General features: G+C 34.7%; 13 protein-coding genes. 10 read left to right on the top strand and 3 right to left on the bottom strand.

Annotation, left to right across the window (positions count from 1 at the left end):
• Positions 1-199: 199 nt before the first annotated feature.
• Positions 200-988 (top strand): sporulation transcription factor Spo0A, encoded by a 789-nt coding sequence (gene spo0A / locus CN514_RS12320; RefSeq protein WP_098232839.1) that lies wholly within the window; start codon positions 200-202, stop codon positions 986-988.
• Positions 989-1,757: 769 nt separating this feature from the next.
• Here the strand turns inward: spo0A and bacA are convergent.
• Together bacA and CN514_RS12310 are read right to left on the bottom strand one after the other, a co-directional pair.
• Entirely contained in the window at positions 1,758-2,558 is an 801-nt protein-coding gene (gene bacA, locus CN514_RS12315; protein WP_097974501.1) for an undecaprenyl-diphosphate phosphatase, read from the bottom strand.
• Positions 2,559-2,786: 228 nt separating this feature from the next.
• Positions 2,787-2,954 carry a YycC family protein gene (locus tag CN514_RS12310; protein WP_098232838.1) on the bottom strand — a complete coding sequence of 56 codons (168 nt, stop codon included), beginning with the start codon at positions 2,952-2,954 and terminating at the stop codon, positions 2,787-2,789.
• A gap of 84 nt (positions 2,955-3,038) precedes the next feature.
• On the opposite strand from CN514_RS12310, the gene CN514_RS12305 reads away from it, so the two are divergent.
• Positions 3,039-3,773, top strand: coding sequence for a glycerophosphodiester phosphodiesterase (locus CN514_RS12305; protein WP_286141660.1), 735 nt, complete (start codon positions 3,039-3,041; stop codon positions 3,771-3,773).
• Between the two features lie 101 nt (positions 3,774-3,874).
• On the opposite strand, the gene CN514_RS12300 is transcribed toward CN514_RS12305, so the two are convergent.
• Positions 3,875-4,123, bottom strand: a complete 249-nt coding sequence (locus tag CN514_RS12300; RefSeq protein ID WP_098232837.1) for a DUF2627 domain-containing protein — start codon at positions 4,121-4,123, stop codon at positions 3,875-3,877.
• A gap of 180 nt (positions 4,124-4,303) precedes the next feature.
• Here CN514_RS12300 and CN514_RS12295 point away from each other — a divergent pair, with 180 nt between their 5' ends.
• The 8 genes from CN514_RS12295 to CN514_RS12260 all read left to right on the top strand — a co-directional run bounded on the left by CN514_RS12295 (position 4,304) and on the right by CN514_RS12260 (position 14,735).
• Positions 4,304-6,376: a sigma-54 interaction domain-containing protein gene (locus CN514_RS12295; protein ID WP_098232836.1), complete on the top strand. Its 2,073-nt coding sequence runs from the start codon at positions 4,304-4,306 to the stop codon at positions 6,374-6,376.
• 209 nt (positions 6,377-6,585) lie between these two features.
• Complete coding sequence (gene yqiS, locus CN514_RS12290) at positions 6,586-7,491, top strand: phosphate butyryltransferase (RefSeq protein WP_098232835.1); 906 nt, start codon at positions 6,586-6,588, stop codon at positions 7,489-7,491.
• A 30-nt stretch (positions 7,492-7,521) separates the two neighbouring features.
• Positions 7,522-8,616 carry a branched-chain amino acid dehydrogenase gene (gene bcd, locus CN514_RS12285; RefSeq protein ID WP_098232834.1) on the top strand — a complete coding sequence of 365 codons (1,095 nt, stop codon included), beginning with the start codon at positions 7,522-7,524 and terminating at the stop codon, positions 8,614-8,616.
• Positions 8,617-8,733: 117 nt separating this feature from the next.
• Positions 8,734-9,834 (top strand): butyrate kinase, encoded by a 1,101-nt coding sequence (gene buk / locus CN514_RS12280; protein ID WP_176522468.1) that lies wholly within the window; start codon positions 8,734-8,736, stop codon positions 9,832-9,834.
• A 19-nt stretch (positions 9,835-9,853) separates the two neighbouring features.
• Complete coding sequence (gene lpdA, locus CN514_RS12275; RefSeq protein ID WP_098232833.1) at positions 9,854-11,275, top strand: dihydrolipoyl dehydrogenase; 1,422 nt, start codon at positions 9,854-9,856, stop codon at positions 11,273-11,275.
• Between the two features lie 96 nt (positions 11,276-11,371).
• Positions 11,372-12,376 carry a thiamine pyrophosphate-dependent dehydrogenase E1 component subunit alpha gene (locus tag CN514_RS12270; RefSeq protein ID WP_098232832.1) on the top strand — a complete coding sequence of 335 codons (1,005 nt, stop codon included), beginning with the start codon at positions 11,372-11,374 and terminating at the stop codon, positions 12,374-12,376.
• Between the two features lie 16 nt (positions 12,377-12,392).
• Positions 12,393-13,376 (top strand): alpha-ketoacid dehydrogenase subunit beta, encoded by a 984-nt coding sequence (locus CN514_RS12265; protein WP_025671106.1) that lies wholly within the window; start codon positions 12,393-12,395, stop codon positions 13,374-13,376.
• Positions 13,377-13,403: 27 nt separating this feature from the next.
• Positions 13,404-14,735, top strand: a complete 1,332-nt coding sequence (locus CN514_RS12260; protein WP_098232831.1) for a dihydrolipoamide acetyltransferase family protein — start codon at positions 13,404-13,406, stop codon at positions 14,733-14,735.
• Positions 14,736-14,966 lie beyond the last annotated feature (231 nt).

Raw genomic sequence — 14,966 nt, 5'->3', positions numbered from 1 at the left:
CCGAATTATATGTATAATTCGACTTAATACATAGTAGTTTTTACGCAATCGTCGAATGCTAGAAGAAATTGAAGAAAACTATCTATATTAATAAAAATATTCAGAATTTATAATAAAAACAGGAAATAAATTTTTATTGTCGAAATTATCGGTAATAAGTATTGAAAATTCACTATAGAGGATGTAGGGAGGAACGGGCGTGGAGAAAATTAAAGTATTATTAGTTGATGATAATAAAGAACTTGTTATTATGTTAGAAAACTACATTAACGCACAAACAGATATGGAAGTGGTTGGGGTTGCGTTTAATGGACAAGACTGCTTACCTCTAGTGAAGGATAAAAAGCCAGATGTACTAGTCTTAGATATTATTATGCCTCATTTAGATGGATTAGCGGTTTTAGATCGTTTACGCGCTGGCTTAGTTGAAAAAATTCCAAACGTTATTATGCTAACAGCATTTGGTCAAGAGGATGTTACTAAAAAAGCTGTTGACCTAGGTGCATCATATTTTATCTTAAAACCATTTGATATGGAGCATTTAATCAGCAATATCCGTCAAGTAGTTGGAAAGGGTAGTGCGGTAACTAAACGTAATTCACCTTCTTTAGTTTCTAATTACGAAAGCAAGCCACGTAACTTGGATGCTAGTATCACAAGTATCATCCATGAAATTGGGGTACCTGCACATATTAAAGGATATATGTACTTACGTGAAGCGATTTCGATGGTGTACAACGATATTGAGCTTCTAGGTTCAATTACAAAAGTTTTATATCCAGATATCGCTAAAAAGTTTAATACAACAGCTAGCCGTGTTGAAAGAGCAATTCGACATGCGATTGAAGTAGCTTGGAGCCGTGGCAATATCGATAGTATTTCTACATTATTTGGTTATACAATTTCAATGTCAAAGGCAAAACCAACAAATTCAGAATTTATTGCAATGGTAGCTGATAAATTACGTTTAGAACATAAAGCTTCTTAATTTATTATTAATAATTCAAGAAAATTTAATCCCGATTAACTTCTAATAGTGATTCCACAGACATTACTCTTAGCGAATAACTTCTTATGAGATCTTCGGTACTTTTTCGCATTAGCAATTATATTATTTGTAAAAAGAAAACGTTGTCTATTGTAGACAACGTTTTTTGTTGTTGAAAACAATCTTTTCAATTAATTATCATATTTTCGCAAAAGGAGTAGAGTGATGTTGATTTCCATTACAGGATGCTCGCTTTCCATGGGGCGAGATTCTTAAGCCTCCTCGGCAAGCCTGCGGGGTCTCAAATTTTTACTTAAGGACAGTGTAAGATTCCGTTGAATTTATAATTTATTAAAATTAGTTTGCCTAATAATTTGTAATATGCTATAATATTAACTGCGCCACTGAAACATTTAGAAACACGATATTATTACTACGAAATTCGGGAGAAAATTGGACGTATTCCATGACGCGTCAGCTATTTCAACCTTATTTAAAAATTAGTAGTAGTGTCTGTTAGTGAAGATTGTTGTGAAACAAGCTGCCTAATGGAACGGCCCTGGAGCCGAATTGCGAAAGAGAGGTAGGGCTTTCGCCAATAGACAACAATTTTTAAATTTAAATAACTAACATATATATTACAAAGGCTATTCGTATACGTTGTACGAATAGCCTTTTTCCATTTGTAAAATAAACCGATAAATTGTATACAGAAACAAAAAAGATAGGACATACCAATATGGTTGTCCTATCTCTTTGTAGTTTTTAATTAAAATATGAATACAATCGTGAAAACAATCGCCACAATAAAACGATAAACCGCGAAACCTGTTAGTTTTACTTTCTCTAATAATTTTAGGAAAGAAACGATCGCGAGTAATGCAACAACGAATGCAGTGATGAATCCAGTTGCGAATAATGGTAAATCTGAAGCACTTAGAATATCGATATTTTTAACAAAATCTAATCCACTTGCAGCAATCATCATTGGTACTGCTAAAATAAATGTAAATTCTGCAGAAGTTTTTCGATCTAAACCAAATAATAATCCCCCAGCTATTGTAGAGCCTGATCGTGAAAATCCTGGCCATAAAGCTAGCATCTGGAAGCATCCAATAATAAAAGCTTGTTTATATGAGATGTGATCTAAATCAGATGATTTAGGATGTTTAGAGACTTTTTCAGCAACAATTAATAAAATACCGCCTGCTACTAATCCGATTACAACAGTTTTAGGTGAGAATAAAACATCTTTAATGAAATCATGGAATATAAGCCCTACAATCCCGGCTGGAATAGCACCGATAATAATATGAATTAAGTTGAGGTTCGTTTGTCTATAACCATCTGATTTTACTCCTAGTACTGACCATAGTCGTTTCCAAAATACAACAACTACCGCTAGAATTGAACCAAGTTGAACAATTACTTCAAAAAATGAAGCCTTCTCACCTGTGAAATTTAATAAATCAGCAACTAAAATCATATGACCAGTAGAAGAAACTGGTAAAAATTCTGTCAAACCTTCTACCATCCCCATGATCAAACCAATTAACCAATCAGGTAACATTTAAAAATACCTCCATAAATACTTTTCGTTATAAAATATACACAATACATTACATTTTACTTGAAAACTAATTAATATGAAAGGAAGTTTAAATTAAAATTAGCTCATAATTGTTAATTATTTGTACAATTTTACATAAAAATGTAATTTAGGATTAGAATTAATAAAAAAGGTGCAAAAAAAAGAAGTAGAAAAACTACTTCAGCTTACAAATTTAAAGCTAAATTACTATTTAGATTCATTATCCTCAGCAGCTTCTTCGCTTTTAGGCAAATCTAGTTCCATCAACTTTTTCATTAATATATGCTGTGGCATATGCATAATTTGTTCTAAAGGAACGTTTAATTTCTTAGAAAGTAAAATTGCCGTTTCAGGCGAAATTTGCAATGGTCGCATAATAATCCTCCTTAGTTTCGTAAAATTAGTATACAATAAGAAAAAGTAGAAAGTACATATTTTCTCAACAAGGGGGGAATTTGAGTGGTTGATATTATTGGTCATAGAGGTGCTGCAGGAACCTACCCAGAAAATACAATGGTTTCTTTTAAGGCATGTGAAGATTTAGGGGCAGACGGAATAGAGTTAGATGTACACTTATCAAAAGATGGTGAAATCGTTGTTATTCATGATGAAACAATAAATCGTACAACTAACGGTAAAGGTTTTGTTAAAGATTATACTTTAGCTGAATTAAAGCAATTTGATGCTAGTTATCGATTTAAACGTCAATTTAAGGGATGCACGATCCCAACCTTAAAAGAAGTATTTGAATGGGCAAAAGGAAATAACTTTAGTATCAATGTTGAATTAAAAAATGATAAAATCGAATACCATGGACTTGAGGAACGAGTAATAAATTTAATCCGTTCATATGAATATGAAAAAAGAATCGTTTTATCTTCCTTTAACCATAAAAGTATGCTTAAATTCCACTTAATGGCACCGGATATTGAAACAGCAGTTCTTTTTAATAGAAGAAGTAAAGAACCGTGGAAGATTGCTGAAGATTATAAAGCAAGGGCAATTCATCCGAATTATCGCATTATTACTGATGAACAAATAGAAGAAACGATGGAACATCACATTGCCGTAAGACCGTATACAATCAATGAACCGGCTGTTATGAAACGATTATTTGAAGTCAATTGTACAGCGATTATTACTGACTATCCAGAGCTAGCTTTCCAAGTCAGAAGTCAACTTCTTAGTAAATAAAAAAAGTGCTCTCTTTAGCACTTTTTTTGTTTTGTTATTTATCTTTTGGTTTTAATGAGACCCCGAGTAAGCGGATGTGATGAAGAGGCCTCCCGCAAAAATTATCTTTTTAAAAATCTGCCTTGAACTTTGTTTCGTTTACGATCTCTAAATAATACAAAGCTTCCGACTAAATAAAAACCGACTCCTAATGAAATAAGTCCGATTAATAATTGCAATGGAAGATTTGGAATACCAAAAGAATGGATTAGAAATACCGTATCACGAAGTAATTTTATTCCGATAACTGCTAAAGCTATTGGTACAACAATCACAACGAATGCTAACATACGTGAAAATGATTCTTTCATGTTTATTAATTCCTCCGATAAAAGTAACAATAAATTTACGTAATTCTCTTTCTTCATAATCTTATACAAGGATAGTGTTGTCAAGACTTATAAAACATTTGAAATAGACGAAAGAATGACTTTATATATATAATAGTCTAATGTGTTTAATAATTTGTTGAAATTAGTAGGTGAACTAAGATGAAACAAAACGTAATGATCGTTGGAATGGGAACTGGAGGCACAGCTGTTTTAAAGCTTCTATCACATTCTGATTTATTTCATGTTGTTGCAGTAGTAGATATGATAAAAGAGGCTAAAGGATTAGAATTTGCTAAAAGCTTACACATTCCAATACTAAAGGATTGGAAGTCTAATTTAAACGAAGAGATTGATGTTGTCATAAATACTACTGGTGATGAAACCATATACCAGGAATTAATCGAGTATAAATCTAAAAATACTTTAGTGATCCCAGGTTCTGTTGCAAAAATGATATCTGATCTTGTTCAAGAAAAAGAATCACTTTTTAATTTAATCAATAATAAAAAAAGACAACAAGAACTCATATTGGACAACACTCACGATGGGATGATTGTGGTTGATAAATGGGGAAAAGTTCTTTTATTTAATCGCTCAGCAGAAAGAATGTTACATACTGATAAAGATGCTGCGATTGGTAGGTATATATTGGATGTTGTCCCGACTAGTAAATTACCTCGAGTTCTTCAAACGAAAAAGAAGGAAATTAATCAAGAGCATATTTTAATTAATGGAAGTAAGATTTTTACGACTCGAATTCCAATCTTTCGAGAAGATGGTGAACTTGAAGGTGCAATTTCTGTTTTTAAAGATGATACTGAGGTAATCGATTTAGCAGAAGAGGTTACAAATTTAAAAGAAGTTCATAGCATGCTTGAAGCAGTCATTCAAAGTTCGGATGAAGCAATTTCAGTTGTAGATGAAAAAGGAAATGGAATTATTATTAATCCGGCATACACAAGGCTGACTGGACTATCAAGTGAACAAGTACTAGGTAAACATGCAACGATTGATATTGCTGAAGGTGAAAGTGTTCATTTAAAAGTGTTGAAAACAAAACAAGCAGTTCGTGGAGTACGCATGAAAGTCGGAAAGCAAAATCGTGATGTACTAGTTAATGTAGCTCCAGTAATTGTAGACGGAAAATTAAAAGGCAGTGTTGGAGTAATTCATGATGTTTCTGAAATTTCACAGTTAACCAATGAATTACATAGAGCACGTCAAATTATTAGAACATTAGAAGCAAAATATTCATTTGAGGATATAGCTGGTGAATCTGAAGGGATCAATTTAGCGATCATGCAGGCTAAATTAGCTGCGAGCACTCCTGCTACCGTTTTACTTCGTGGGGAATCTGGAACAGGTAAAGAATTATTTGCTCACGCGATTCATAATGAAAGCGATCGCAAATATAATAAATTCGTTCGAGTGAATTGTGCTGCGATTTCTGAAACTTTATTGGAAAGTGAATTATTTGGTTATGAAGAAGGTGCTTTTTCTGGCGCGAAACGTGGTGGGAAAAGAGGGCTTTTTGAGGAAGCTAATAATGGTAGTATTTTCTTAGATGAAATTGGAGAATTATCACCTACGATGCAAGCCAAACTATTAAGGGTCCTACAAGAGAAAGAAATAAGACGTGTTGGCGGGACAAAGTCTATTCCTATAAATGTGCGAGTGATAGCTGCGACGAATGTTCATCTCGAGGAAGCAATCATAGAAGGAAAATTTCGAGAAGATCTTTATTATCGATTAAATAAACTTCCTATTACTATTCCTGCGCTAAAGGATCGAATTGAAGATATTTTACCGATTGGCGAAAGATTATTAGGAAAAATTAATCAAGACTACGGTCGAAATGTTGAAGGGATCTCATTATCAGCATTAAGTAAATTAAAAAGTTACAATTGGCCTGGTAATGTTAGGGAATTGGAAAATGTGCTAGGTAGAGCTGTTATATTTATGAAATTTAATGAAAAACAAATCCTACCGGAACATTTATCAGCGATTGTACAAGTTAAGCAAGAACAATCTGTTCATCATAATGAAGTTCATACTGAAGAAATAAGCTCCCTTGATGAAATGGTTATAAATTATGAAGGTGAAATTATTGAAAAGATATTAATGAAAAATAATGGAAATAAAACAAGGTCAGCAAAAGAGCTTGGAATATCAGTAAGGAATTTGTATTATAAATTGGAAAAATACCACACTGCAAAAAATAGCACGCAATAATTTGCGTGCTATGAATATTTTTGCATACAATTACTGTCATTTTTCAAAATATTGTTGTAGAATAGATTTATTGGTGTTACTAGTACCTGGTACTATAATGTTGGTAATGTAAGGCTTTTCAACTATTTTTAAAATAGTTTTATCCTTTTTTGAAAGTTGGCACGCAAATTGCTTTATATAGTGCAGGGGGATGAAAGGAAGGGCTTTCAATGAATTTAACAGATATAATGTTACGTGCGAAAAATCATTCTAGGCAAACTGTTGCTGTAGCTGTTGCTGAGGACTTCGAAGTAAAAGAAGCAGTTTCAATTGCGTTAGATAATGATTTAGCAAACTTTTTACTTTTCGGAAACGAGCAAGCGATCTATGAAATGTATGAAGATTTATTAAAAAACGAACAATTTGAAGAAAGACTAAAAATTGTTCATTCTCATTCAAACAAAGAGGCTGCTAAAAATGCAGTTGTAGCTGTTCGCTCTGGTGAAGCTTCAATTGTAATGAAAGGTAATCTTTCATCTTCAGTTCTTCTAAAGGAAGTATTGAATAAAGAATATGGTTTAAGAGATAAAAGTGTTTTATCACATGTTGCAATATTCGACGTACCAGGTAGAGAAAATGCAGTAATCGTAACAGATGCTGCGATGAACATAGCACCTACGTTAGATCAAAAGGTGAAAATTATTGAAAACAGTGTTGAAATTGCAAGGAAAGTAGGAATAGAAACCCCTAAAGTTGCTGTACTAGCAGCTGTTGAAGTAGTAAATCCTGCAATGCAAGCAACACTAGATGCAGCATCATTAACTGTCATGAATACAAGAGGACAAATTAAAAATTGTATTGTTGATGGACCATTAGCGCTGGATAATGCTATTTCTGTTGAAGCAGCTAAACATAAAGGCTTAACTGGAGAAGTTGCTGGGCAAGCTGATATTTTATTAGTACCTACAATAGAAACTGGAAATATTTTATATAAATCTTTAGTCTTTATGGCTAACTCAGAAGTGGCTGCACTTATTGCTGGAGCAAAGGCACCGATTGTTTTAACATCGCGTTCAGACTCTGCAATGACAAAATTATATTCATTAGCATTAGCTATATGTAATTCTAAAAACTAAACTTACACATTTTAAGGGAGCTGTTATTACATGGAAATCTTCAAATACTTAGAAACTTATGACTATGAGCAAGTTGTTTTCTGCCAAGATAAAGAATCAGGATTAAAAGCAATTATTGCGATCCACGATACTACATTAGGTCCAGCTTTAGGTGGAACAAGAATGTGGACTTACGAATCAGAAGAAGCTGCAATTGAAGATGCTCTACGTTTAGCAAAAGGTATGACTTATAAAAATGCTGCTGCTGGCTTAAACTTAGGTGGAGGAAAAACTGTAATCATCGGTGATCCACGTAAAGATAAAAACGAAGCAATGTTCCGTGCATTTGGTCGTTATATCCAAGGTTTAAATGGTCGATATATTACTGCTGAGGACGTAGGTACTACTGTTGCTGATATGGATTTAATCCACGAAGAAACTGATTATGTAACTGGTATCTCACCATCATTCGGTTCTTCAGGTAATCCATCTCCAGTTACTGCATTTGGTGTTTATCGTGGTATGAAAGCTGCAGCAAAAGAAGCATTCGGTACTGACAGCTTAGAAGGTAAAAAAATTGCAATCCAAGGTGTTGGTAATGTTGCTTACAGCCTTTGCGAGTACTTACATGAAGAAGGTGCTCAATTAATCGTAACAGATATTAATAAAGAAGCTGTACAACGTGCAGTAGAAGCATTTGGTGCTACAGCAGTAGATCCAGATGATATTTATGGAGTAGAATGTGATATTTATGCACCATGTGCACTAGGTGCAACAATTAACGATAAAACAATCCCACAATTAAAAGCGAAAGTTATTGCAGGTTCTGCAAATAACCAATTAAAAGAAACTCGTCATGGTGATTTAATCCATGAATTAGGTATCGTTTATGCTCCTGACTATGTAATCAACTCTGGTGGAGTAATCAACGTTGCTGATGAGTTATACGGATATAACTACGACCGTGCAATGAAAAAAGTTGAAGGCTTATACGATAACATTGCAAAAGTTATTGAAATTTCAAAACGTGACGGTATTCCAACTTATTTAGCTGCAGACCGTTTAGCTGAAGAGCGTATTGCTACAATGGCAAAATCTCGTAGCCAATTCTTATCAAATGGTCACAACATCTTAAGCAGAAGATAATTGACCAAATAAAATTTAATTAAAATTCCTTTATTTTTTAGGTGGAAAGAAAGAGTGAAGTAATAGTACCTCTTTCTTTCTAGTTATAAAGGTAAGGTAAACTTAGAAGGGAGAGTGTTGACAATGCATCGTATTTTAGTAATTAATCCTGGCAGCACATCCACAAAGGTTGGTGTATTTGATGATGAAAAACCAATTTTTGAACAAACAATACGCCATGACGATGAAGAATTAAATAAATACAAAACAATAATTGATCAATATGAATTTAGAAAAAATGTTATTTTAGAGGTATTACACAAAGAAGGCATTAACATTTCTAAATTAAGTGCTGTATGTGGTCGAGGTGGACTACTTAGACCAATCGAAGGTGGAACTTATGCAGTCAATGAAATCATGTTAGAAGATTTGAAAATTGGTTATAGTGGCCAGCATGCTTCAAATCTTGGTGGAATTATTGCTAATGAGATTGCACAAGGATTAAACATCCCAGCATTTATCGTTGATCCAGTAGTTGTTGATGAATTAGATCCGGTTGCAAGAATCAGCGGACAATCACTTATGGAAAGAAGAAGTGTTTTCCATGCTTTAAACCAAAAAGCTGTCGCACGAAAAGTGTCAAAACAGTTAGAACAGTCATATAACGACTTGAACCTTATTATCGCCCATATGGGTGGAGGTGTGAGTGTTGGCGCACATAAAAAAGGACGCGTAATTGACGTTAATAACGGTTTAGATGGTGAAGGACCTTTCAGTCCGGAGCGAGCTGGAACTGTACCAATTGGTGATTTAATAAAACTTTGTTACTCTGGTGACTATTATATTAACGAAGTTCAAAAAATGATGGTTGGTCAAGGTGGATTAGTTAGCTATCTTGGAACAGCAGATGCAATAAAAGTCGAAAACATGATTGAAGATGGTGACGAAAAAGCTGCTTTAGTATATGAAGCAATGGCTTACCAAGTGGCTAAAGAAATTGGAAGTGCAGCAGCAGTTCTTGAAGGCAATATTGATGCAATTATATTAACGGGTGGAATTGCTTATAGTGATTTTATTGTTAATGAAATAACAAAACGAGTTAAATGGATGGCACGTGTAATTGTTTTACCAGGTGAAAATGAACTTCAAGCTCTTTGTGAAGGTGCACTTCGAGTACTTCGAGAAGAAGAAGAAGCAAAAATCTATCCTGGAGAATTTGCAGTTAAATCTTTAGTATAAATGTGAGGAGAATTTCATCATGGCAACAGAATATGATTTAGTCGTACTCGGTGGCGGTACTGGTGGCTATGTAGCTGCTATTCGTGCTTCTCAATTAGGATTAAAAGTAGCGGTAGTAGAAAAAAATAAACTAGGTGGAACTTGCTTACATGCAGGCTGTATCCCAAGTAAAGCATTATTACGTAGTGCAGAAGTTTTTTCAACTGCTAAGAAAAGTGAAGAGTTTGGTGTTGAAACATCAGGCGTAACATTAAACTTTAGCAAAGTACAACAAAGAAAAGAAAATATCGTTGCCGGGCTTCATAAAGGTGTTGAACACCTAATGAAACAAGGGAAAATAGATGTATACGATGGTTTAGGACGTATTTTAGGACCTTCAATCTTCTCTCCGATGCCAGGAACAATTTCAGTAGAAATGAACGATGGTAGCGAGAACGAAATGCTAATTCCTAAGAACGTATTAGTCGCAACTGGTTCAAGACCAAAGTCTTTACCTGGATTAACTATTGATGGTGAACATGTAATGTCATCTGATGAGGCGCTAAAAATGGAGTCACTTCCTGCGTCAATTATTATCGTAGGTGGCGGAGTAATCGGTATCGAGTGGGCTTCAATGTTAGCAGATTTTGGTGTTGAGGTAACGGTAATCGAGTACAGTAAAACAATTTTACCTTTAGAAGACGAAGAAATTTCTAAAGAAATGACTAGATTATTAAAGAAAAAAGGAATTAAATTAGTTACTGATGCAAAAGTTTTAGCTGAAACTTTAGTAATCGATAATGGTGTTAGAATCAGTGCACTTCATAAAGATACTGAGAAATCTTTCACTGCTGAAAAAATGTTAGTATCTGTTGGTCGTCAAGCGAATGTTGAAGGAATCGGATTAGAAAATACTGACATCGTAGTTGAAAATGGTTTTATCCAAACAAATGCTAATTACCAAACAAAAGAATCACATATTTATGCGATTGGTGATGTAATTGGTGGTTTACAATTAGCACATGTTGCTTCTAGAGAAGGTACAATTGCAGTTGAGCATATTGCAGGTAATTCACCACTTCCATTAGATCCAACAATGGTTAGTAAGTGTGTTTATAGCAATCCAGAAGTTGCTTCTGTTGGTTTAACTGAGCGTGAAGCAAAAGAAAAAGGTTATACAGTTAAAAAAGGTAAATTCTCATTCCGTGCAATCGGTAAAGCCTTAGTTTACGGTGAGCATGATGGATTTGTTAAAATAATTGTTGATGAAGAGACGAATGATCTTCTTGGCGTTCATATGATTGGACCTCATGTAACTGATATGATCTCTGAAGCAGGTTTAGCACGAGTATTAGATGCAACTGCATGGGAAATTTCTCATACAATTCATCCACATCCTTCATTATCAGAAGCTATTGGTGAAGCAGCACTTGCTGTAGAAGGATTAGCAATTCACTCTTAATTTAAAAAATTGAAATGTAGAGAGAAATCTCTACATTTCATCACTATAATGATTTAAAACGCTTCCACACATGTATGTGGTAAAAGGGGGATATTTATGGAAAAGGTTACAACTTCAAACCGTCATGAACAGCTTGGTCTATCAAATGATGACGTTCTTAGTATGTATGAAACAATGCTAATGGCACGTCGAATTGATGAGCGTATGTGGTTATTAAATCGTGCTGGTAAAATTCCGTTCGTTATTTCTTGTCAAGGACAAGAAGCAGCTCAAGTTGGATCAGCTTATGCATTAGATAATACAAAAGATTACGTATTACCATATTACCGTGATATGGGTGTTGTTTTACAATTCGGAATGACAGCAAAAGAATTAATGCTTTCTGGTTTTGCAAAAGCAGAAGATCCAAACTCTGGTGGACGTCAAATGCCAGGTCATTTTGGACAAAAGAAAAATCGTATCGTTACAGGTTCATCTCCAGTTACAACTCAAGTACCTCACGCTGTAGGTGTATCTCTAGCTGCAAAAATGGAAGGTAAAGATATTGTCTCTTGGGTTTCATTTGGTGAAGGTTCTTCTAACCAAGGTGATTTCCATGAAGGCGCAAACTTTGCTGGTGTACATAAGTTACCAGTAATTTTCATGTGTGAAAATAACAAATATGCTATCTCAGTACCGATTGAGAAGCAATTAGCATGTGAAAAAGTATCTGATCGTGCAATTGGATACGGTATGCCTGGTTTCACAGTTGATGGAAATGATCCTTTAGAAGTTTATCGTGTAACAAAAGAAGCAGTTGACCGTGCACGTCGTGGAGAGGGTCCAACATTAATCGAAGCTGTATCTTATCGATTAACTGCACACTCAAGTGATGATGATGATCGTATTTACCGTTCTCGTGAAGAAGTAGAAGAAGCAAAAAGCAAAGATTGCTTATTTACATTTGCGAAATACCTTCATGAAGTTGGTGTCTTAACAGAAGAAATAGAAAAAGAATTAGATACAAAAATTCGTGCCATCGTTGATGAAGCAACTGACTACGCAGAAAACGCTCCATATGCAGCACCTGAGCATGCATTGAAGTTTGTTTACGAAGAATAAGAGGGGGTAGGACAATATGGCAGTAATGTCTTATATAGATGCAGTAACTTTAGCGTTAAAAGAGGAAATGGAACGCGATCCAAAGGTATTTGTATTAGGGGAAGACGTTGGATTAAAAGGTGGAGTATTTAAAGCGACTCATGGTCTTTATGATCAATTTGGTGAGGATCGTGTATTAGATACACCACTTGCAGAATCTGCAATTGCAGGTGTTGGTATTGGTGCTGCAATGTACGGACTTAGACCAGTAGCTGAAATGCAATTTGCTGATTTCATTATGCCTGCAGTAAACCAAATTATTTCTGAGGCATCAAGAATTCGTTATCGTTCAAACAATGACTGGACTTGTCCTATTACAATTCGTGCTCCTTATGGAGGCGGTGTACACGGTGCACTTTATCACTCACAATCTGTTGAGAAGGTGTTTGCAGGTCAACCAGGATTAAAAATTGTAATGCCTTCTACTCCTTATGATGTAAAAGGTTTATTAAAAGCAGCAATTCGTGATAACGACCCAGTAATTTTCTTTGAGCATAAACGGGCTTATCGTTTAATTAAAGGTGAAGTACCTGAAACTGATTATGTACTTCCGATTGGAAAAGCTGATGTAAAACGTGAAGGTGAAGATATCACAATCATCACTTACGGATTATGTGTACATTTTGCTCTTCAAGCTGCTGAAAAATTAGCTCAAGATGGTATCTCTGTACATGTTTTAGACTTACGTACAATTTATCCATTAGATAAAGAATCTATTATCGAAGCTGCTTCTAAAACAGGAAAAGTTTTATTAGTAACTGAAGATAATAAAGAAGGAAGTATAATGAGTGAAGTTGCAGCAATTATTGCTGAAAATTGCTTATTTGAATTAGATGCGCCAATCGCACGCCTTGCTGGCCCTGATGTTCCGGCAATGCCTTATTCTCCTACAATGGAAAAATTCTTCATGGTTAATCCAGATAAAGTAGAAAAAGCGGCTAGAGAACTTGCAGCATTTTAATGGCACTGTTTGAAAAAGGGGGACATAATGATGATCGAAAATATTAAAATGCCTCAATTAGGTGAAAGTGTAACTGAGGGTACAATCAGTACTTGGTTAGTAAAAGTAGGAGACCGTGTAAATAAATACGATCCACTTGCTGAAGTTATGACAGATAAAGTTAATGCTGAAGTACCATCTTCATTTTCTGGTGTGATTAAGGAATTAATCGCAGGTGAAGGTGAAACTTTAGCTGTTGGTGAAATCATTTGTACGATTGAAGTTGAAGGAGCTTCTGGTGAAGTAGCTGCTACAACAATCGAAGAAAAACCAGTTGAAAAAGCTGCACCTGTAGCACCAGCACAAACTCCTGTAGCTGCTGCACCGGTTCAAACGATTGCTAAAACTGATGAGTCTGGTAAAGTACGTTTTTCTCCAGCTGTACTTCGTTTAGCACAAGAAAATAATCTTGATCTTTCATTAATTCCAGGTACAGGAAATAATGGTCGAGTTACTCGTAAAGATGTTTTAAATGCAATTGCAAATGGTGTACCTCAAGCAGCACCAGTACCTGTTGCAGTTGAAGCTCCTGCTCAACCAGCTGTAGCCCAAACTGCTCCTGCAGCACAAGTAGCTAAAGCACCTGCTTCAGCTCCAGCACCTGTTTTTCCAACAGCAGTTGGTGATATTGAAATTCCAGTTACTGGTGTACGTAAAGCAATTGCTTCAAATATGTTACGTAGTAAACATGAAGCTCCACATGCTTGGATGATGATCGAAGTAGACGTTACAAACTTAGTAAATTACAGAAACAGCCTTAAAGATTCTTTCAAGAAAAAAGAAGGTTTCTCTTTAACATTCTTCGCATTCTTTGTTAAAGCTGTAGCGCAAGCACTTAAAGAATACCCAATGATTAATTCAATGTGGGCTGGAGACAAAATCATTCAAAAGAAAGATATTAACTTATCGATCGCTGTTGCAACAGACGATGCATTATTTGTTCCAGTAATTAAAAATGCTGATGAGAAAACAATCAAAGGTATCGCACGTGAAATTACTGAATTAGCTACAAAAGTTCGTACTGGTAAATTAAAATCAGACGAAATGCAAGGTGGCACATTCACAGTAAATAACACTGGATCATTTGGTAGTGTTCAAAGCGCTGGTATCATTAACTATCCACAAGCTGCAATTTTACAAATTGAAAGTATCGTAAAACGTCCAGCTGTTGTAAACGGAATGATTGGTGTTCGTGATATGGTTAACCTATGCTTATCACTTGATCACCGTGTACTTGACGGATTCATTTGTGGTAAATTCTTAGGAAGAGTAAAAGAAATTTTAGAAAATACTACAAAAGAAAATACGAACGTATATTAATTTTTAAAATATCGAGGTTGTCTTATTGGCAACCTCTTTTTTTGTTATTTTGTAAAATGTATAAATTGAAATCGTCGTGCGAGGTGCAAATAAAAATAGAGAATCTGCAAATGAAATTAGTGAAACTGCAATTAAAACCTATAGTATCCCGGATAAAATAAGAAATTACCCATACCGGTTATAGTATTTATAACTAATAATAGTTAAAAATAGACCCATTTAATAGAAAAA

This window comes from Bacillus sp. AFS001701, from assembly GCF_002559405.1.
Taxonomy (GTDB): domain Bacteria; phylum Bacillota; class Bacilli; order Bacillales; family Bacillaceae_G; genus Gottfriedia.
This window is presented reverse-complemented; position numbering and strand designations above follow the sequence as displayed.